Origin of the sequence: Microbacterium sp. R1, assembly GCF_015159725.1 — a bacterium.
GTDB classification, from domain to species: domain Bacteria; phylum Actinomycetota; class Actinomycetes; order Actinomycetales; family Microbacteriaceae; genus Microbacterium; species Microbacterium oxydans.
Genome location: NZ_JADDUD010000001.1, coordinates 546,702 through 564,783, shown reverse-complemented (window position 1 = coordinate 564,783; position 18,082 = coordinate 546,702). Strand labels below are relative to the sequence as shown.

Below are 18,082 nucleotides of genomic sequence, written 5' to 3'. Positions count from 1 at the left end.
GTGGACGCACCGGCCGTCGACGTCTCCGCGCTCACGGACGTCGCCACCCTGACGACCCCGCGGCTGCGACTGGAACCGCTCGGCATCGCGCACATCGACGGCGTGTGGGAGGGGCTGTTCGACGAGGAGAGCATGCGGCTCACCGGCACGCGCCAGACGTTCACCCGCGAGGCGGTCGTGCGGCATCTCGAATCGATCGGCGGCAGAGACGACCGCGCGGACTGGGCGATCATCGACCTCGAGACCGGCGGGTACGTCGGCGAGGTCGTGCTCAACGAACTGGAGGCGGACGATGCGGCGATGAACTTCCGCATCGCCCTGAACCCCGGTCGCCTCGGACGCGGCTTCGGCACCGAGGCCACGCACGCCGTTCTCGACCACGCGTTCGACCGCATCCGGCTGCACCGCGTGAGTCTCGATGTCTTCTCGTTCAATCCCCGCGCCCAGCGCTCCTACGAGAAGGCCGGGTTCCGGTACGAAGGACGGCAACGCCACACGCTGTTCTGGGACGGCGAGTGGGTCGACTCCATCCTCATGTCGGCGCTGAGCACGGACGAGCGCCCCGCACGCTGATCGGGAGGAGACGGAAGGTCGTCCGCCCAGGCGGGACCTCTGATCGGCGCTACCGCCGACCCGGCCCGTCGTCCCCGTCCTCCCTCTCGAGGTCGAGGTGCCGACGCAGGGCGGAGGTGATGTCGTCGAGGTGCGCGAGCTGCTCCGGGGACAGCGCGTCGACGAACACGTCGCGGATGGCGCGGAGGTGCGGCACGTTCGCGGACCGGAACGCGGCGGCGCCCTCGTCGGTGAGGTGCACCTCGACCCCGTGCACCCCATCGGCACGTGGGGCCCGTCGCACGAGGCCCCTCTTCTCCATCCGCCCGAGGTGGTGCGAGAGGCGGCTGCGCTCCCAGTCGATGAGGGCAGCGAGCTCCGACGACCGCGCCGTGTGTCCTGGCGCTTCGCTCAGGGCGAGGAGCACCTGGTAATCGCCGGTGGAGAGCGCCGAAGACGTCTGCAGTCGGGCGGCGAGTCGTTCCCGCAGCGTCGCTGACGTCTCGACGAAGCCTCGCCAGACGCGCAGCTGCTCGGGTGTCGGCGTACGGCGATGACGTTCGTCGGTCATGCGACCTCCCGGGAATTGATGTGTCAATCCTACGGTTGCAGGCTATTGACACGTCAATCCGGAGTGGCCGGTGACGCGAGAAAGGTCGTGGCGGACATGAAGGAACTCGAGTTCGGACTGAACTCCTTCGGCGAGGTGGCGACGGACGCAGGCCGGGTCATGTCCGACGGCGAGACGGTACGGCTGCTCATCGGCGAGGCGCAGCTGGCGGAGTCCGTCGGCCTCGACGTGTTCAGCATCGGCGAGCACTACCGCGAGGGGCAGGTGGATTCCGCGACCCCCGTACTGCTGGCTGCCGCGGCGCAGGCGACGTCGACGATCGGGCTCGGCACGTCGGTGACCGTGCTGTCGACGCAGGATCCGGTGCGGCTGTACCAGGAGTTCGCCACGGTGGACGGCATCTCGAACGGCCGAGCGCAGCTCATCCTGGGGCGCGCATCGGCGATCGAGTCGTTCCCCCTCTTCGGCTACGACATCGCGGAGTACGAGCAGATCTTCGAGGAGAAGCTCGACCTGTTCCTGCGCCTGATGCGGGAGGACAGCGTCACCTGGAACGGCACCTACCGCAGTCCCCTGGAGAACGTGCGACTGCACCCTCGGATGCCGGAGGGCGGCATCCCCGCGTGGATCGGCATCGGCGGCAGCCCCGACTCCGTCATCCGTGCCGCCGAGCACGGGCTGCCCCTCATGATGGCGATCATCGGCGGTCGTCCTGAGCGGTTCGCCGGGCACGCACGCCTGTACCTGCGCGCACTGGAGCAGTTCGGTCGGCCCGAGCTCCCGATCGGGCAGCACTCGATCGGCCTGATCGCCGACACCGACGACGAGGCCAAGAACGTGCACTGGAAGTTCTGGGAGCCGGTCGTGACGCAGATGAGCAAGGAGCGCGGCTTCTATGCACCCACCCTCGAGCGCTACCGGGAGGAGGTCGACACCGGCGCCCTCTACGTCGGCTCCCCCGAGTCGGTCGCGCACAAGGTCGCGGCGGCCGTTCGCAGCAACCACCTGTCGCGGTTCGACCTGAAGTACGACATCATGCACCTGCCGAAGGATGTGCGGGAGCGCAGCATCCGTCTCTTCGGGGAGGTGGTCGCGCCGCGCGTGCGCGAACTGCTCGCGGAGGACCCGGGAGAGGGCGCGTTCGCCGACCCCGGTCTCGCCCGCATCACGAAGGACGACAAGGCCGTCCACGCCTGAAGGAGAGCGTCATGAACGACACGATCGAGACCATCGGGATCCTCGGCGCCGGCAAGGTCGGCACCACGATCGCACGCCTGGCGCTGGCTGCGGGCTACCGCGTGCTCATCGCCGGCTCCGGCGCTCCGGAGCGCATCGCCCTGACCGTCGACGTGTTCGCCCCCGGTGCGGTCGCGACGACAGCCGAGGAGGCGGCAGCCGGAGCGGACGCCGTGATCCTCGCTCTCCCGCTCGGCAAGTACCGCACCCTTCCGGTCGAGCAGCTGCGCGGCACGCTCGTGCTCGATGCCATGAACTATTGGTGGGAGACCGACGGCATCCGCGACGATCTGAGCGATCCGCGCACCTCGACCAGCGAGCTGGTGCAGGAGCACCTCTCGGGCGCACGCGTCGTGAAGGCACTGAACCACATGGGCTACCACGACCTGGAAGACGAGGCCCGACCGGCAGGAGCGCCGGGACGGAAGGCGATCGCCATCGCCGGGGACGACGCCTCGGACACCGCCGTCGGCGCGGCGCTCATCGACAGGCTCGGCTTCGATCCGGTGGTGATGGACACCCTGGCATCGGGAGCCGCATTGCAGCCGGGCACACGCGCCTTCGGCGCCGACGTCACCGGTACTCGTCCGCCAGCGCTGCGGCGGCGATGGCGGACCCTGCCGATTCCGCTGTCTGCGCGTTCGCGAAGGCGCCGGCGGTCCGTGCGATGTACGCATCCAACAGCGCGCCGTAAGGTCCACCGCCTTCCGGACGCACGGCGTTCTCGACGAAGGCACTCGCGACTGCGGCCGGCTCGATCACGCTGACCCCCACGCCGAAGCGCTCGGCGACCACCGCCAGCGATTGCATGAATCCCTCCACGGCGAACTTCGCCCCGCAGTACGCATCGGCGAACGGCTGCCCGACGGCCCCGCCCACGCTCGTCACGGTGAGGATGCGACCGGTGCCGCGCTCGCGCATGCCGGGCAGCACGAGTTTGGCGAGGTTGACCGGTGCCAGGTAGTTCACGTCCAACTGCGCCTGGATCTGCGCCATCGTCAGCTGCTCCGCGGTGGCGACGCTCCCCTGCCCCGCGTTGTTCACCAGCACGCGGATACCGCCGAGCTCGGCCTCGACCTCGGCCACCAGACGTGCCGCCGCCCCGTGGTCGACCACGTCGAGGGCGCGCACGTCGAGCTCCACGCCGGCCACGGCCGCCGCCTCCCGCAGCGCTGCGGCCTTCCCCGTGTCGCGCATCGTGGCGACGACGTGCAGCCCGTGCCGTGCCAGCTCGACGGCGGCGTGCAGCCCCATGCCCGATGAAGTGCCGGTGATCAGTGCGATGTCGTTCATGGGGTGACTCTAGACCTGTCGCCGCCGACCGGGCGAGAGCCCACGGCTAGGATCCCAGGAGCGCGACGACGCGGCCCGTCAGCGGCCGATCACGACGCGCACCACCGACCATGGAGGCACCGATGCCCAGCTCCCCCCGCCTGCGCGCGAGCGCGCTCCTCCTCGCCGGAGTCCTGGCGTGCGCCGGGTGTTCCGCCGCGATCCCGAGCGCGCCGACGGCCGTCGGCGACGGCTTCCCCGGCACCTGCCTGCCGGCGGAGGTCTCGTGGCCCTCCGACTTCCTCGAATCCCTCCCCGGGGAGTCCGAGGCGATCGGCGGGCGCATCGTCGGCCTTCGCCTCGAGTGGGTCGACGGGGATTTCGTCTGGCGCCTGCGCAGCGCCGACACCCGGCACGACATGTTCGGCGAGCCGGTCGACGATCCGAGCTTCGGCAAGGAGTCCCTGGTCGATGTCCGCACGCTGGAGGTCATCGCCACGGGCGAGACCGAGCTCACCGCAGCGGAGCAGCAGATGGACGGCAGCAGCGCCTACAGCGCGGCCCAGCTCTCGGGTGAGACCTATCCGAGTCCGCTCATCGTCGAGATGGCGCGCGTCATGAAGGACGGCGCACCGTCGTGGCAGCTGACGATGTGCGATACCGCGACCAACGAGATGACCGTCACCACGCTCGACTGATGTGCGCGACGCCGTTTCTTCAGCTAACTTGCACGTTGGTGTGCACGTAATGTGTAAACTCGTCCTGTGAAACAGAGCTGGCGGGTCTACAAGCGCGACGTCAAGAGACTCTCCCGCGTGCCCAAGGCGTGGATCATCATCATCGGCGTGCTCATCACGCCGGCCCTGTACGCGTGGTTCAACATCAACGCGTTCTGGGACCCCTACGCCAACACGGCGAACATCCGCGTGGCGGTGGTCGATCTCGATGAGGGCGCCACCTCCGATCTCACCGGCCACATCGACATCGGCGAGCAGGTCACGACACAGCTCGAGGACAACGACCAGCTCGGGTGGACGTTCATGGGCGAGGACGAAGCCCAGGAGGCCGTGAAGAGCGGCGACGTCTACGCCGCCATCGTCATCCCGGCATCGTTCAGCGAAGACCTGATCAGCATCACCAGCGACGACTTCACGCAGCCGGCGCTGAAGTACTACGTCAACGAGAAGGCCGGGGCGATCGCCCCGAAGATCACGGATGTCGGCGCCTCCGAGCTCGACAAGCAGGTCACGAGCGCCTTCAAGGAACAGGTCGCCCTGGCGGCGACGAACGCCCTCAAAGACGTCGGCGACTCCACCGAGCTCCGCCTGCTGAACGCGAGGGACAACACCCTCGACGCCTTCGACCAGGCAGCGCAGACACTCGCCTCGGCTCGAGCGAACCTCGCCGAGACGCAGGACGGTCTCGCCTCCTCCCGCAACACGCTCTCGTCCGCACGGAGCACCCTCGGCGACGTCGACACGACCCTCGGTGACGTACAGAGATCGCTCGCCCAGACGCAGTCGATCATCGCCGAGACGCAGAAGGAGGTGATCACCTTCACCGACAGCGCCACCACCGCGTTCCTGCAGGGGACGACCCTGCTCGCCGACGCCTCCTCGAAGGCGAACGTCTCCATCACGCGCCTCACCCAGAGCCTCGAGCAGGCAGGCGTGCGCATCGATGCCGGTATCGACGACGTCTCCGCCGTGCTGAAGGCGAACGAGGCGGCAGCCGCCCGGTTGCAGGCGCTCCTCGACGACACCGACCTCAGCGAGGACACGAAGCAGCGCCTGACCGAGGTGATCGCCTCCCTGCAGGAGCGCAACGCCACCGACCAGCAGCTGCTCGCCGACCTGAAGACCCTCAAGGCCGGCGCCGCCGACACCGTCGGCTCGATCCAGGCGACGGCCGATGCCGTGGACCGCGCGATGCAGGACACCAGGGACGCGTCGTCCTCGATGCGCGACATCCTCACCGGCACCGTCCCCGCGCTGAACAGCGCCATGGCGCAGCTGTCGGCGAGCGTCGGCTCGTTCTCCGCCGCACTGGATGCGCAGAAGGGTGTGCTCGCCCAGGCGGACCAGCTGCTCGGCGGACTGGACTCACAGCTCGTCGCGACCTCCGCGGCACTCACGAGCTTCGACGGCGACCTCGCCGGCATCGAACAGGGCCTGCAGACCTCGCGCACCGACGTGGTCGCGCTGAACGCCGCATCCGAATGGGGTCTGCTCGGCACCCTCACCGACCTGGAGCCCGAGCAGATCGCCCAGTTCATCTCCTCCCCGGTCGAGGTGGACGAGCACCTGGTGTTCCCCGTCGACACCTACGGCTCGGCGATGGCAGCACTGTTCACGAACCTGTCACTGTGGATCGGCGCTTTCGTGCTCATGGTCATCTTCCGCGTCGAGGTCGACACCGAGGGGGTCGAGGGTGTGACGGTGCGAGAGGCCTACTTCGGCCGCTTCTTCCTCTTCGCGACGCTCGCCATCGGCCAAGCGCTGATCGTGTGCACCGGGAACCTCATCATCGGGGTGCAGACGGTCAGCGCACTCGCCTTCGTCGGCACGGGTGTGCTCATCGCCCTCGCCTACGTGAGCATCGTCTACGCCCTGTGCGTGGCGTTCGGGCACGTCGGCCGCGGACTGTGCATCCTCCTCGTGATCATGCAGATCCCCGGCGCCTCCGGCCTGTACCCGATCGAGCTGATGCCAGGCTTCTTCCGCGCGATCTATCCGCTCCTGCCGTTCTCCTACGGCATCGACGCGATGCGCGAGACCATCGGCGGTTTCTACGACGGTCACTACTGGCGCTTCCTCGGCGCCCTCGCCGTGTTCGTGGTGCTCGCCTTCCTCATCGGACTCGTCCTGCGCCGCCGTCTCGCGAACTTCACCCTGCTCTTCAACCGACAGGTGCTCGCCACCGACCTGCTCATCGGCGAGAAGGTGCAGGTCGTCGGGAACGGATACCGGCTCACCGACGTGATCCGCGCCCTCTCGAACCGCAGCGACTACCGCGACGATCTGGCACGGCGCGCCGAACCGTTCACGCGCCGGTACCCGATGCTGTTGAAGGGCACGGTGCTCACCGGGGTGGCGGGCCTCGTCGTGCTCGGTGTCCTCACCTGGGCTCTCCCCGGATCCAAAGCCCTGCTGCTGGGCCTGTGGACCCTGTGGATCCTCCTCGTCATCGGATTCCTCGTCGCCATCGAATACATCAAGCACAGCTTCGAGAACGGTGCCGAGGTCGCGGCGCTCGACGACACCGAGCTGCGCCGCCTCGCGCTCGCCGGACCCGCAGTCCGGGACGCGGCCCTGCCCGTGGGGACCGCTGCCCACGACGTGGCCACGACCGCTCCGCTCACCAGGACCGCGCCCGCTGCCGATACCGAGACGGCTGCCGACACCGCGCCCGCTGCCGACACCGAGACGGCTTCGGGTGCCGAGGCACACGCGCTGCTCACCGAGTGGTTCGAGCCGGAAGGAGAAACGGAGTCGGTCGAGGAGCCCGAGGGCCCGGCCCCCGAGCCCGACAGCTCCGCATCCGCCACCGCTGAGGGCCGACCCGCAGAGCGCCGAACCGCCGAACCCGACACCGCGCCCGAACTCACAACTGAAGACGACACGGCCGAAGAACACACCGCAGAACAAGACACCGCTGAACAAGACACCGCAGAACAAGACACCGCCGAGCGAGCCGAAGGGGAGGACCGCGCGTGAAGAACATCCTGGATCTGACGCGCCGCGACGTGCGTCACGCCACCCAGAACGTGATGGCCTGCATCGTGCTGTTCGGCCTCGTCGTCATCCCGTCGCTGTTCACGTGGTTCAACGTCATCGCCAGCTGGGATCCGTTCGCCAACACCAAGGATCTGAAGATCGCGGTCGCGAGCACGGATGCCGGGTACGAGAGCGATCTCGTGCCGATCCGCGTGAACGTCGGCGAGCAGGTGCTCTCACAGCTGCGCGGGAACGACCAGCTCGACTGGGTCATCACGGACGAGCGCGATGCGATCGACGGGACGAAGTCGGGCGAGTACTACGCCGCCATCGTGCTGCCGGAGACGTTCAGCGCCGACATGCTGACGTTCTATGCCGACGGCGGCGACCGCACCCACATCGCGCTCTACACGAACGAGAAGAAGAATGCCCTGGCCCCCAAGATCACGGGGCAGGGTGCGGAAGGAGTGTCGTCCGCGATCAGCGACACGTTCGCCCAGACCCTCGGCGACGTGGCGCTCGGCCTCGTCTCATCGATGTCGGACTACCTCACGGATGACGACACGCAGGCGGCGCTGAACCGCATCGAGGCGCGACTCGGCAGCGTCGGAGATCAGCTGCGGTCCGGAGCGACGACCGCCGACACGTTCACCGCTCTGCTCGAGGCGAGTCGTCCTCTGTTGGAAAGCGCCTCTGGCCTGGTCGGTTCGGCCGGCGATGCGTTCAAGGACACCTCTGGCGCCCTCGGCAGCGGTGTGGATGCGGCGGGCGCTCTCAAGTCGACCCTGCAGACGGCCGCGCAGTCGCTGGCGGACGCCCTCGCGGCGACGTCGAGCAGCTACGACGCCGTCGGTCAGCGCATCGACGAGCTGTACGCCGGCGCGGACTCGCTCAGCGGAAGCCAGGTGCAGGCGATCACCACGCTCGCCGAGCGCGTGCAGCAGCAGATCGACCAGTACCAGGCCGTGAAGAACACCTTGGAGACCCAGGTCGGACCGAACCTGCCGGATTCCGCGCAGTCCGACTTCGACGCGGTGATCAGCCGACTCGACGAGGCGATCGCGCGCCAGCAGGCCCTGCAGCAGCGGCTCCAGGACACGGCGACGCAGATCGCGGCCGGCAACGACGCGGCGCAGGGCTCCCACCAGGAGATCAGCGCCGCGATCGCCGACGCCAAGAAGGCGATCGCCGACGCGCGAACCGCGTACGACGACGGGCTCAAGACGAAGCTGAACGCCCTCTCGTCGACGCTCGCGCAGATCGGCTCCGACGTCTCGGCGATCCGCTCCGACCTGTCCGGCATCACGTCGGGTCTGTCCGGGGCGTCCGACTCCGTACTGTCCACCCTGTCCCGTGCCCAGGAGGCCACGACCGGGCTGTCGGCGGCGCTGAACTCCCTGGCCGACAGGTTCGACGGCGTGCAGCAGTCCATCGGAAAAGCCGCCGACACCGGTGACCTCAGTGCCCTGGTCGGCGCGGACCCCGGTGTGCTGGCGACCTCGCTCGCCGAGCCCGTGCGTCTCGACCGCACGGCGGTGTTCCCCGTGGCAGGCTTCGGCGCGGCCATGGCTCCGCTGTACATGATCCTCGCCCTGTGGGTGGGCGCTCTTCTGATGACCGTGACGATCCGCACGGACGTGAACGCCGAGACGCTGCCCGACCGGCCGGAGCTCACCCCCACGCAGAAGTACCTCGGCCGCTACGGCGTCTTCGGTCTGGTGGGCCTCGCGCAGAGCACGCTCCTGACGCTCGGACTGATCCTGTTCGTGCAGATCGAACCGGCGCATCCGCTGCTGCTGATCCTGGCGGGGTGGGCGATCTCGACCGTGTTCACCCTGATCGTCTACACCGCGGTCGTGGCGTTCGGCAACGCGGGCAAGGCGCTGTCGGTGCTGCTCCTGGTGATCCAGATCTCGGGCTCGGGCGGCGCGTACCCCCTGCAGTTGCTGCCGGACTGGTTCCAGAGCATCAGCCCCTTCCTTCCCGCGACCTACGCGGTGAACATGGTTCGCTCGGCGATCGCCGGCGTCTATCAGGGCGACTTCTGGTGGTCGCTCGGTGCTCTCGCGCTGTTCATCGTCCCCGCTCTCCTCCTCGGTCTCGTGCTGCGGCGACCGCTCGTGAACTACAACCGCAAGCTGGTCGATGCCCTCGCCTCGACCAAGGTGATGTCGTGAGCACCGCGACTCCGCGAGACGGGCAGGAGACCGCCGCTCCGGCTCCGCGCCGGCGTCGCGATGCCCTGGCCAACCGAGAGTCCCTGCTGCGGGCGGCGCAATCGGTGCTCGCGACCAATCCCACAGCCTCCCTCGATGCGATCGCGCAGGCCGCGGGTCTCACACGCCGAGCCGTCTACGGCCACTTCGCCGACCGCGACAGCCTGCTGCGCGAGGTGATCGCGGTGGGGGCGCAGCGCTTCAACGCGATCGCCGAGACCACGGACGAGTCCGATCCGCGCGTGACCCTGGCGCGGATGGCGACTCGGCTCTGGCGGGAGGCTTCGGCCGTGCGCGCTTCGGCGAACATCGCACTCGACGACGCGCATCTGGCCGACACCGTCCGCGCCCTGGCTCCGCTGCGACGACGCATCCGCGACCTGACCGCAGTGGGGGTGGGATCGGGAGCTTTCCGCGGCGACATGCCCCCTGAACTGCTCGCCTTCCTGATCGAGGAGACGGCCAGGGCCACGCTGCGCGAGCTACGGCTGACCACGACCGACGCCGACGCGACCGTCGTGCGCGTGGTGCTCAGCATCGTGGGGCTCTCCTGGACCGAGCAGGCCGAGCTCATCGACGCGCATCCCGAGATCTTCGCCCGGGGCTGAGCGCCTGCTGACGCGTGCTCAGTCGCGCGCCCGTACCCGGAACCACAGGGTGAGCTCGTTCAGTGCCCTGAGCGTGGTGTCGACGTCTGCACCGGCGTCCAGGTCGGCGAACGAGTCCCGGAAGCCCGAAGGGCGGCTCTCGCCGACGTGCAGGGCGCGATACCCCATGGTCCAGTCCGGAAAGCGGCGCTCGGTGATCGACTGCGTCAGGAGCACGCGCAGGTCGCGGTGCCGGGAATCACGGCGGATGGTGTCGACGAGGCCGGCGATCGTGTCCGCCTGCCCCTCCAGCACCTGGATGAAGCGACCGTCTCTGTGAAGGAGCATGCCGGTGATGCCGCGCCCGTCGTTGAGGCGACGACACACGGCGAGCAGCTGCTCGAGCGCGGTCTCCCTGAACGGCTGTGACGCCGTGCTGGTGTAGACGAGCGACACCAGACCGGTGGCCGAAGCCGAGCTCACAGCGTGGCCCCCTGCTCGCCGTCGAGGATCTCGGACGATGCCGCGTCTGTCGGCTGCTCGACCGCGGCGGTCGCTGCCCGCAGCGTCGGGAAGTCGCCGAGCGACCGTGATCGAGCATCGAACGCGCGATACCCGCCGTCCGGCTGCCTGTCGATGTATCCGAGGAAGTCGCCGCGACGGCTCCCGACATGGAAGCCCTCCTCGACGCACGCCCAGAGGACGTCGGGATCGGGCAGGGCGGAGTTCGGCACCTCAGCAGACTAGGCGCACGGTATCCGTTACGCGCTCCCCTTTACAGCGGTCGCGTCGGTGCGCTACGCACGTGCCCCGTGGTCGATGTCGAAGTCGATCGACGCGATCCCGATCTCATCATCCTCATCCTCATCCCCGGTGGCGCGCTGGGGGAAGAGGGGGTGGCGTCGGATCTCCGCTGCCTCGTCGGAGAAGTCCGGATCGTCGCCGTCGGAGGTCTGCGGCCCGACCAGGAGGTCGTTGCCGACGCCGACGATCAGATCGGCGGAATCCTTCTTCCCATCGATGACGATCGGGAGCCGGAGCGCCGCCGACTCGCCTTCGCTCGCGATGGCGGCGGCGAGCGCGACGAGCGCGTCGGCGACGTCATCGGTCGTGACCACCTGTTGGCCTGCATAGGACACGAGTTTCATATCCACGACGGTGCCACGATCGGCGCAGCACACCCAAGGGGGTTGCATCGTGGCCCTCTCGAACGCTAACCATGCCCACCGCGTCGCTACCAGCGCGTCGGGGTTTCCGTCAAGGGAGGGTGTCCGATGGCAGTGTTGCCGCGGCTCCCGCGTATCGTGGCCGAAGCGAAGAGTCGCTTCAGCGCTCTACGCCGGTCGAACCGGCGGCGTGCTCGGATTCTCTCTCGGGTCCGGGCGGCGGCTCGGGGGCCGGTGCGCATACGCACCCGCTCACTCGATCTCGCCGGTCCTCCGCGTTCGGGTCGCGGAGGACCGGACAGTCTTCCCCGCGATCGGCGGCACCGGCGAGAGAATGGACCATATGTCCGCGAACTCCCGCCGGCCGCTGCTCTCCTCCGTACGTCGCCTGTTGCACACCGATCCGTCAGCGGTCGCGCACACCGAGGCCATGCCCGTCATCGACGAGCGCACGGTCCCCCGCGTGCTCGACCTCGCGACGCGCATCGGAGAGTCGATGTTCGCCGTCGGCGCCTCCGCGCACGAGGTCACGCTCGCGATCACGCGGGTGTGCGACGCCTACGGGATGCGCGGCGTGCAGGTCGACGTCACGTACAACTCCATCACGGTGTCGTTCCACCTGAGCGGCGAGGTCTGGCCCGAGACCCTGGTGCGGGTGGTGCGGGTGACCGCGCCCGATCACGCGAAGCTGCAGCGTGTGCAGGCCCTGGTCGCCGACATCGACGGCGGCCTCGACCTCGAATCCGCCCGCACCACGTTCCGCGCCATCCGGCGTGTGCCGTTCCGCTACCAGCAGCCAGTCGTGATCGTCGCGCGCGCTCTGCTCGCGGTCGGGGTCAGCATCATGCTCGGTGCCGCACCGATCATCGTCGGACTCACATTCGTCGCCGCGCTGTGCGCAGCCCTGACCCAGGCCGGGCTCGCGCGACTCCGCGTCCCCCTGTTCTTCAGCCAGATCGCGGGAGGCCTGGTGACGACGATCGTGGCCGTGGTGGTCTCGGCGCTCGGCACCGCGGGGATCGAGCCGTTCGTCGGCATCCGCCCATCGATCATCGTGGCCTCGGGCATCGTGCTGATGCTCGCCGGTCTCACGGTGGTCGGCGCGGCACAGGATGCGATCGACGGCTTCGCCCTCACCGCAGGCGGGCGCATCCTGGATCTGACCATGCAGACCCTCGGCGTGGTGATCGGCATCCTCGTCGGCCTCGAACTCGGCGGCGTCCTGGGCTTCACGATGGACCTCCCGGACGACCCCGCACCGTTCGGGCCACCCGTGAACCAGTTCGCCGGTGCGATCATCATCGCGGTCGCCGTCGCGGTGTTCAACGGCGCCGGCATCCGGATCATCCTGGTCAGCGCGCTCCTGAGCGCCGTGACCCTCGCGGGCTACACGGGATCGGTGGCGCTGAACCTGCACCCCGCGGCGGCGAGCGCGGTGGGCGCGCTGCTGGCGAGCTTCCTCGGGATGCTGATCGCGCGAAACCTGCATGTCCCCTCGGTCGCGGTGACCACGGCGGCGATCGTGCCGCTCGTTCCCGGAGTGGCCGTGTTCCAGGGCCTGCTCGAGATGGTCCACGCGGCGGGCACGTCGACGGGGATGCTGCTCGCCGGCGGTTCCCTCATCGATGCGGCCGTGATCGGGATCGGTCTGGCCTCCGGTGCCTCGCTCGGCCTCTACCTCGGAACCCCCGTCCGCGCCACCCTCGCCAGCGTCGCGAAGACCCGAGCCCGCACCCGCCGCTGACCCCGCCCCCTTTCCCCCGAGCGCACGCCCGCCGAGCTGCAACCGGGATTGTCCGCTCGCGGGCGCCCACCTGTCAACGGGCAGACGGACCGCACGGAAGTCAGGCGACACTGGTCGACCAGCCCACTGATCGATCGGAGAACCGCATGTCAGATCCCCAGCACCACTCAGACGACACCCCCGAGGTCGAAGCCCAGGGCATCGACCCGGACATGCCATCGACCGACGACGACATCGACGACGACGACACCGACGAGGACGAGGACACCGACGAGGACGGCATCGACGTCGAAGACCTGCCCTGAGAACGTCGACGCGCGTCGAGAACCCACAGCGACCAAGGAGGCTCCCGTGAGCACGAACGACCGGAACGACATCAGCACCGAGCCCTCTCCCGGGCCAGAGGACAACGACAACCTCGGGGCCGAGGACGGCAAGGGAACCCCGCCGACCGTGCCGCCGACGGACAAGGACGCCGGCACGGACGACAGCACCGACGCCGAGAACCCCGGCAAAGACTGACGGCCTTCAGCAGGTGAGAGGAGCGCCTTCGCGGACTTCCGCGGGGGCGCTCAGCCTTGTCCCGGCTTGCCCAGCATCTCTCCGGGCGCGAGGGAAGGACACGTCGCCGAAGCGCTGAGGGCCGCGACCTCCGCCCGGATCGCGACGCCCGAGTCCATCTTCGCGACGGCGTAGACGACGCCCTGCTGCGATTCGTCGGCGGGGATGTAGCCGATGAGCACGCCGTCGAGGTTCGGATCCTCGGGCCACGCCATGCCCGATGCCGTGCTGACGAGATCCGCTGTCGGGTTCTCTCGCAACCAGTTCGCAGCCCCTGCAACCGTCGAGTCGGCCACGGTCCAGTAGCCCTCGAGCTGGGCGACCGGCTGGCACGGCCACCCCTGGTAGGAGCCGAACGAGACCGGCTTCTCGGTCACGCGCACAGCCCCCGGCGGCACGACGGCCGCATCCAGCCAGGCCTGTGCCTGCTCCTCGGCTGCTGCGTCGACTCCCGCGGGCGGTGCGCTCTGCGTGGCGGTGGGTTCGGACGTGGGCGCGGCGGAGCCGTCGCCCACAGCGGAGGCGCACCCCGTCAACAGAAGGACGGCGGACAGACCGAGGGCCAGGGCGGAGCGACGTCGCATGACCCCACTATAGGGAAGCGGGACGAGCGGACGTGTTCAGCCGAGCTGGTCGAGGACGAGCTCACCACGCGCGTTGAGGTGCTCCATCATGCGCTCGATCCGCTTGGTGTCGATCTCGGGCATCGTCGCGCCGTCGAACGCGAGGATCAGAGGGATGGCGGGGTGCATCCAGATGGTGAGACGGCCGGCGGGGTTCTTCTCCTCGGGCAGCCACGTCATCATGAAACTCTCGTGTCGACGCAGCTTGGTGCCGATGACGATCTTCAGGTGCGCCAACGTCGCGTCGTCGACCTTGATCGGAGGACGAGAGCTGTTGTACTCGAGAGTTCCCATCCTCTGAGATTACTCCGGAGCAGGACATTTCTCGGGTTCCGGCGCTCGACGCGAGAGCAGAGCCCTCAGTGCCCGTGGGCGAGCTGCTGGATGAGGATGGCCAGCCCGCCGAGGGCGATCAGGATCCCCAGCGCGATCACCTGCTTCCACCAGGGCGCTCGGGTGCGACGGACGGCGACGTACCCGATCAATCCGAGGATGGCGACGTAGACGACCGAAGCGATCGTGAGAGCGGTGCCCAACCCGACCCAGTCGAACACCGCGAGGAGGAGGACGAGGAGCGGGATCGCCGCCGAGGCGATCGCCGTGCTCGTGAGGCGGAGCATCCGCCCGAACTCCCGCCGATCAGGGAAGGTCGCGTGCACGGCCAGGTGGGCAAGGAGCTCTGCCACGAACCCGGCCACCGCGATCGCGACGATGCCGACGAGAAGGGTGATGCTCGCCCGCGCGGCGCTGGTGTGCTCGACGTTCGAGGCCTGAACGAGCACGATGGCGAGGCCGGTGAAGGTGGCGTAGATCCGCTCCTTGATCGAGGCGGTGACGAGGTCGGCCGACTCTCCCCCCGGCGATGTGCGCTCGTCCTCGGCTGGCTGCATGGCCCGCAGATTATCAGCACCCCTGCACCCGTGGCCGGTCAACCCCCTGATGTCGATCGACTCCGAGGACTACCGTCGCCAGTCCCGACGAGAGGAGAGAAGCATGAGCGATCCGAAGAACACCCAGGGTACGCCCGGCCCCGATGAGGAGGCGGACACCGCATCGGGAGGCGCTCCGGACACCGAAGAGGTGCTCGAGGACGAGACCACCGACGAGAACGGGAAACCGCTCGAGAACCCGTCCGGCGGCTGAACGCCCGGCAGATGACGAACGCATCCGTTCGCGGCCGAATCGACCGTGGGCGGATGCGTCGTTCTGGGTCAGGCCCGCTCGAGCACCCGGTTCGGCTCGCGGGGCCCGGCGTCCACCGGCTCTGGCACGAGATACAGACCGCTCGGCGAGTTCGCGGTGAAAGCAAGCGCTTCGATCCACTCGCGATTGATCGAGGGCTGACGACTCCCGCTGTACTTGAAGACGAGCGCGCTGCCGCCATGCACCCAGACGGTCGTGCGTCCGCCGCCGATGCTGACGTCTTCCTTCCAGCTGAAACCGAACGGCTCGCCTCGACGGAGTTTCGCGGTCATGACGAGCTGGATGTGCGTCAGCGCACGATCCTCGATCTCGGTCTTGACGTCGCCTTCATAGATGAACCTGCCCATGAGGCGCTCCTCTGTTTCGCCACGGGAACCCGTGCCAGAGGCGCGACCGAGATGATCGCTGAGTGGTCCTCTCCAGCATCGCACACATGGGGGACATCCGGACCGTCGAGCGTCGCGGAACGACTCACGACACGACCCACGAGTCATCCGTCCGAGGTACGCCGATACCTCGCGCGAGGGATGCCGCGAGGGCGTCACAGCCGCGAGGCTGGGGGCATGAACGTACGACCGCTTCTCGCCGCCTCCGCCCTGATCGTCGTGGGCGCACTCTCCCTCAGCGGATGCTCTGCCTTCGACAGCATCGTCCACAAGCAGTCCACCTCCACCTTCGACGATGCGGCCGCTTTCGCGAAGGGGGCGGAGGTCGACGCGGACTGGATTCCCGCAGACTCCTCGCAGATCACCGTGCGCACCTCGACGGTCGAGAAGGCCGAGGACGCGGTCATCCTCCTCACCAGCGCTTCCGACCTCGCCGATGCCTGCACCGAGGTCGAGCGGCAGTCGGCGCCGTCCTGGACGCTCGACGGCGCCCCCGATCCGTACAAGGCGAAGACCGTCTTCGTCTGCGGCGACTGGGCCGTGATGGCCACGGACGGCGGCTGGTACGGCTGGGCGCCGAACTCCGACGGGGAGCGCGCCGCCGCGGGCTGATCGGGTCGGGTGGGCCGATCGGGTCGGGCAGCACTACTTCTTCGCGTCCCGCTTCTCCTGCTCCTTGTCCGCCCTCTCCTGCTCCTTGTCGGCCTTCTTCTGGGCTTCCTCCTGCGCCTTGCGCTCGTCCTTGGCCGCCTGCTCCGCCGCCTTGCGCTCGTCCTTCGTCTGATCGACGACCTGATCGACGTGTGTCGGCTGCGTGTTCTCAGCCGGGACGACGGGGACGACAGTCCCGGAGGTGTCCTGCTGCGCGTCAGCCTGATCCGGTGTCGGATCCGGCGAGGGCGAGCTTCCCGGCGTCTGCTCGGTGACGACGGAATCGACATCGCCGGTCTCCAGGTCGCCGGTGTCTCCGAACCCTTGACCTGCCGCCCACACCCCCACGAGCACGGAGGCGGCGACGACCGCGGCAGCGGCGGTGCCGATCACTCCCCACCGTCGCGTCGGGCGACGCGTGGGCACCACACGGTCCGAAGGCTTCGAGGAGAGGAGCAGTGTCGGTGCGGTGCTGGCAGCGGAAGCGGCGCTCATGGCCGGGACCGGAGGGGCGATCACCGGCACGGGAGGGCGAGGCGGGATGGCCGGCGCAGACGCGAGCATGGACGCCGCGGCGAACACGGCAGCAGCACTGGGCCGGTCCTCGGGCGCGATCGCCACCATCCGGGTCAGCAGATCCGCCCACTGCGGACCCACGGATCTCGGCACCTCAGGGACCTCGATCAGACGTGCCATCGCCGCACCGATCCCCTCCGCCTGGCCGAACGCCCGCTTCCCGGTGAGCGCCTCCAGCAGCACGAGTCCCAGGGAGTAGATGTCGGCCGCCGGAGCAGGAGGCGCGCCCCGGAGTTGCTCGGGGGCGAGGTACGCAGCAGTGCCGATCACGACACCGGGCGACGTCAGCCGGGCATCATCGACGAGCACGGAGATACCGAAGTCGGCGAGCTTCGCGCCCGAACGGCTCCCCGGAAGCGAGGTGGGCGAGAGTAGCACGTTCGACGGCTTCACATCGCGGTGCACCACGCCGGCACCGTGCACCACATGCAGCGCTTCGGCGAGATCCGCGGCGATCATGGCCACGTCGGTCGGCGGCACGGGGCCCTGGGCGATGCGGGCGGAGAGGGTCGGGCCGTCGACGAACTCCATCACCAGGTACTCGGCTTTGCCCGGCACCAGTTGGGCGTCGTAGAGCGTGACCATCGCGGGGTGGTTGAGCGAGGCCAGCAGCGTCATCTCGCTGCGCGCGCGTTCGGACGGAACGCCCTCGCTCCCCCCGTTCAGCAGCTTGATCGCCACTGTCCGGCCGAGCAGGACATCGTCGGCGCGGTACACGCGGGCCATTCCGCCCTGTCCGACGCACTCCCGCAGCTGATAGCGCCCGCCCAGCAGCTCTTGCGTGGGCGCAGAGTCGGTGGGCGCAGAGTCTTCGGTCATCGGCGAGTCCTCCTGCCACCCGTCGGGTCAAGGGCGGCATTCGATGACTTTAGGATGATCCGTCCTCGACGTATCGGGCCTTGACAGGAGCGGGAACCGTCCGGACGGATCCGGCGCCACGGTCGTGGGGTTCTCGGCAGTGACTTTTGTCCAGACTGTGCCGTTAAACGCGGAAGCGCATTGCATTCCGGCTCCATCAGGCG

General features: G+C 68.8%; 21 protein-coding genes and 1 pseudogene. 12 read left to right on the top strand and 10 right to left on the bottom strand.

Features of this window, described 5'->3' with window-relative positions; all coding sequences use genetic code 11:
* A complete protein-coding gene (locus ILP86_RS02735) occupies positions 1-573 on the top strand; it encodes a GNAT family N-acetyltransferase (protein ID WP_193761303.1) in 573 nt (190 codons plus the stop codon).
* 49 nt (positions 574-622) lie between these two features.
* On the opposite strand, the gene ILP86_RS02730 is transcribed toward ILP86_RS02735, so the two are convergent.
* A complete protein-coding gene (locus ILP86_RS02730) occupies positions 623-1,123 on the bottom strand; it encodes a MarR family winged helix-turn-helix transcriptional regulator (RefSeq protein WP_193761302.1) in 501 nt (166 codons plus the stop codon).
* 96 nt (positions 1,124-1,219) lie between these two features.
* On the opposite strand from ILP86_RS02730, the gene ILP86_RS02725 reads away from it, so the two are divergent.
* Both ILP86_RS02725 and ILP86_RS19560 read left to right on the top strand, forming a co-directional pair.
* Positions 1,220-2,320 (top strand): LLM class flavin-dependent oxidoreductase, encoded by a 1,101-nt coding sequence (locus ILP86_RS02725; RefSeq protein ID WP_193761301.1) that lies wholly within the window; start codon positions 1,220-1,222, stop codon positions 2,318-2,320.
* Between the two features lie 11 nt (positions 2,321-2,331).
* Positions 2,332-2,607: pseudogene (locus ILP86_RS19560) on the top strand (NAD(P)-binding domain-containing protein); the annotation flags it as partial.
* A gap of 325 nt (positions 2,608-2,932) precedes the next feature.
* Here the strand turns inward: ILP86_RS19560 and ILP86_RS02715 are convergent.
* Positions 2,933-3,652 (bottom strand): SDR family NAD(P)-dependent oxidoreductase, encoded by a 720-nt coding sequence (locus ILP86_RS02715; protein WP_193761300.1) that lies wholly within the window; start codon positions 3,650-3,652, stop codon positions 2,933-2,935.
* A 122-nt stretch (positions 3,653-3,774) separates the two neighbouring features.
* On the opposite strand from ILP86_RS02715, the gene ILP86_RS02710 reads away from it, so the two are divergent.
* The 4 genes from ILP86_RS02710 to ILP86_RS02695 all read left to right on the top strand — a co-directional run bounded on the left by ILP86_RS02710 (position 3,775) and on the right by ILP86_RS02695 (position 10,171).
* Positions 3,775-4,329: a hypothetical protein gene (locus ILP86_RS02710; RefSeq protein ID WP_058630715.1), complete on the top strand. Its 555-nt coding sequence runs from the start codon at positions 3,775-3,777 to the stop codon at positions 4,327-4,329.
* Positions 4,330-4,395: 66 nt separating this feature from the next.
* Positions 4,396-7,347, top strand: a complete 2,952-nt coding sequence (locus ILP86_RS19870) for a YhgE/Pip domain-containing protein (RefSeq protein WP_193761299.1) — start codon at positions 4,396-4,398, stop codon at positions 7,345-7,347.
* Positions 7,344-9,524 carry a YhgE/Pip domain-containing protein gene (locus tag ILP86_RS02700; protein ID WP_113680137.1) on the top strand — a complete coding sequence of 727 codons (2,181 nt, stop codon included), beginning with the start codon at positions 7,344-7,346 and terminating at the stop codon, positions 9,522-9,524. Before ILP86_RS19870 ends, ILP86_RS02700 begins: the two co-directional genes overlap by 4 nt.
* Positions 9,521-10,171, top strand: coding sequence for a TetR/AcrR family transcriptional regulator (locus tag ILP86_RS02695; protein WP_046747624.1), 651 nt, complete (start codon positions 9,521-9,523; stop codon positions 10,169-10,171). The genes ILP86_RS02700 and ILP86_RS02695 overlap by 4 nt, the downstream gene beginning before the upstream one ends.
* A gap of 18 nt (positions 10,172-10,189) precedes the next feature.
* Here ILP86_RS02695 and ILP86_RS02690 read toward each other — a convergent pair whose 3' ends face one another.
* The 3 genes from ILP86_RS02690 to ILP86_RS02680 form a co-directional block, all read right to left on the bottom strand.
* On the bottom strand, positions 10,190-10,633 hold the full coding sequence (locus ILP86_RS02690) for a BLUF domain-containing protein (RefSeq protein ID WP_082682507.1): 444 nt from the start codon (positions 10,631-10,633) through the stop codon (positions 10,190-10,192).
* The gene (locus ILP86_RS02685) at positions 10,630-10,884 is read right to left on the bottom strand and encodes a hypothetical protein (RefSeq protein WP_193761298.1); all 255 of its coding nucleotides are present in this window, start codon (positions 10,882-10,884) and stop codon (positions 10,630-10,632) included. Before ILP86_RS02685 ends, ILP86_RS02690 begins: the two co-directional genes overlap by 4 nt.
* Before the next feature lie 63 nt (positions 10,885-10,947).
* Positions 10,948-11,298 carry a hypothetical protein gene (locus tag ILP86_RS02680; RefSeq protein ID WP_058630718.1) on the bottom strand — a complete coding sequence of 117 codons (351 nt, stop codon included), beginning with the start codon at positions 11,296-11,298 and terminating at the stop codon, positions 10,948-10,950.
* Between the two features lie 361 nt (positions 11,299-11,659).
* On the opposite strand from ILP86_RS02680, the gene ILP86_RS02675 reads away from it, so the two are divergent.
* The 3 genes from ILP86_RS02675 (at position 11,660) to ILP86_RS02665 (ending at position 13,582) form a co-directional block, all read left to right on the top strand.
* The gene (locus tag ILP86_RS02675) at positions 11,660-13,060 is read left to right on the top strand and encodes a threonine/serine exporter ThrE family protein (protein WP_058630719.1); all 1,401 of its coding nucleotides are present in this window, start codon (positions 11,660-11,662) and stop codon (positions 13,058-13,060) included.
* Positions 13,061-13,206: 146 nt separating this feature from the next.
* Positions 13,207-13,365, top strand: coding sequence for a hypothetical protein (locus ILP86_RS02670; RefSeq protein ID WP_157543557.1), 159 nt, complete (start codon positions 13,207-13,209; stop codon positions 13,363-13,365).
* A gap of 46 nt (positions 13,366-13,411) precedes the next feature.
* Complete coding sequence (locus ILP86_RS02665) at positions 13,412-13,582, top strand: hypothetical protein (protein WP_157543558.1); 171 nt, start codon at positions 13,412-13,414, stop codon at positions 13,580-13,582.
* A gap of 50 nt (positions 13,583-13,632) precedes the next feature.
* On the opposite strand, the gene ILP86_RS02660 is transcribed toward ILP86_RS02665, so the two are convergent.
* The 3 genes from ILP86_RS02660 to ILP86_RS02650 all read right to left on the bottom strand — a co-directional run bounded on the left by ILP86_RS02660 (position 13,633) and on the right by ILP86_RS02650 (position 15,134).
* Positions 13,633-14,205 (bottom strand): hypothetical protein, encoded by a 573-nt coding sequence (locus tag ILP86_RS02660; protein ID WP_193761297.1) that lies wholly within the window; start codon positions 14,203-14,205, stop codon positions 13,633-13,635.
* A 36-nt stretch (positions 14,206-14,241) separates the two neighbouring features.
* Positions 14,242-14,538 (bottom strand): hypothetical protein, encoded by a 297-nt coding sequence (locus tag ILP86_RS02655; RefSeq protein ID WP_046747619.1) that lies wholly within the window; start codon positions 14,536-14,538, stop codon positions 14,242-14,244.
* A gap of 65 nt (positions 14,539-14,603) precedes the next feature.
* Positions 14,604-15,134 carry a hypothetical protein gene (locus ILP86_RS02650; protein WP_193761296.1) on the bottom strand — a complete coding sequence of 177 codons (531 nt, stop codon included), beginning with the start codon at positions 15,132-15,134 and terminating at the stop codon, positions 14,604-14,606.
* 103 nt (positions 15,135-15,237) lie between these two features.
* Here ILP86_RS02650 and ILP86_RS02645 point away from each other — a divergent pair, with 103 nt between their 5' ends.
* Positions 15,238-15,387 carry a hypothetical protein gene (locus ILP86_RS02645; protein WP_164734118.1) on the top strand — a complete coding sequence of 50 codons (150 nt, stop codon included), beginning with the start codon at positions 15,238-15,240 and terminating at the stop codon, positions 15,385-15,387.
* Positions 15,388-15,455: 68 nt separating this feature from the next.
* Here the strand turns inward: ILP86_RS02645 and ILP86_RS02640 are convergent, their stop codons facing one another.
* The gene (locus ILP86_RS02640; protein ID WP_058630723.1) at positions 15,456-15,794 is read right to left on the bottom strand and encodes a hypothetical protein; all 339 of its coding nucleotides are present in this window, start codon (positions 15,792-15,794) and stop codon (positions 15,456-15,458) included.
* Positions 15,795-16,010: 216 nt separating this feature from the next.
* On the opposite strand from ILP86_RS02640, the gene ILP86_RS02635 reads away from it, so the two are divergent.
* On the top strand, positions 16,011-16,445 hold the full coding sequence (locus tag ILP86_RS02635) for a hypothetical protein (RefSeq protein ID WP_193761295.1): 435 nt from the start codon (positions 16,011-16,013) through the stop codon (positions 16,443-16,445).
* A gap of 33 nt (positions 16,446-16,478) precedes the next feature.
* On the opposite strand, the gene ILP86_RS02630 is transcribed toward ILP86_RS02635, so the two are convergent.
* A complete protein-coding gene (locus ILP86_RS02630) occupies positions 16,479-17,879 on the bottom strand; it encodes a serine/threonine-protein kinase (protein WP_061016278.1) in 1,401 nt (466 codons plus the stop codon).
* Between the last annotated feature and the right edge of the window lie 203 nt (positions 17,880-18,082).

Bases quoted from the DNA above. Each gene is read 5' to 3' on its own strand.
- ILP86_RS02730 (WP_193761302.1), bottom strand. From the start codon at position 1,123: ATGACCGACGAACGTCATCGCCGTACGCCGACACCCGAGCAGCTGCGC.
- ILP86_RS02725 (WP_193761301.1), top strand. From the start codon at position 1,220: ATGAAGGAACTCGAGTTCGGACTGAACTCCTTCGGCGAGGTGGCGACG.
- ILP86_RS02715 (WP_193761300.1), bottom strand. From the start codon at position 3,652: ATGAACGACATCGCACTGATCACCGGCACTTCATCGGGCATGGGGCTG.
- ILP86_RS02710 (WP_058630715.1), top strand. From the start codon at position 3,775: ATGCCCAGCTCCCCCCGCCTGCGCGCGAGCGCGCTCCTCCTCGCCGGA.
- ILP86_RS02680 (WP_058630718.1), bottom strand. From the start codon at position 11,298: ATGAAACTCGTGTCCTATGCAGGCCAACAGGTGGTCACGACCGATGAC.
- ILP86_RS02675 (WP_058630719.1), top strand. From the start codon at position 11,660: ATGTCCGCGAACTCCCGCCGGCCGCTGCTCTCCTCCGTACGTCGCCTG.
- ILP86_RS02670 (WP_157543557.1), top strand. From the start codon at position 13,207: ATGTCAGATCCCCAGCACCACTCAGACGACACCCCCGAGGTCGAAGCC.
- ILP86_RS02660 (WP_193761297.1), bottom strand. From the start codon at position 14,205: ATGCGACGTCGCTCCGCCCTGGCCCTCGGTCTGTCCGCCGTCCTTCTG.
- ILP86_RS02655 (WP_046747619.1), bottom strand. From the start codon at position 14,538: ATGGGAACTCTCGAGTACAACAGCTCTCGTCCTCCGATCAAGGTCGAC.
- ILP86_RS02650 (WP_193761296.1), bottom strand. From the start codon at position 15,134: ATGCAGCCAGCCGAGGACGAGCGCACATCGCCGGGGGGAGAGTCGGCC.
- ILP86_RS02645 (WP_164734118.1), top strand. From the start codon at position 15,238: ATGAGCGATCCGAAGAACACCCAGGGTACGCCCGGCCCCGATGAGGAG.
- ILP86_RS02640 (WP_058630723.1), bottom strand. From the start codon at position 15,794: ATGGGCAGGTTCATCTATGAAGGCGACGTCAAGACCGAGATCGAGGAT.
- ILP86_RS02635 (WP_193761295.1), top strand. From the start codon at position 16,011: ATGAACGTACGACCGCTTCTCGCCGCCTCCGCCCTGATCGTCGTGGGC.
- ILP86_RS02630 (WP_061016278.1), bottom strand. From the start codon at position 17,879: ATGACCGAAGACTCTGCGCCCACCGACTCTGCGCCCACGCAAGAGCTG.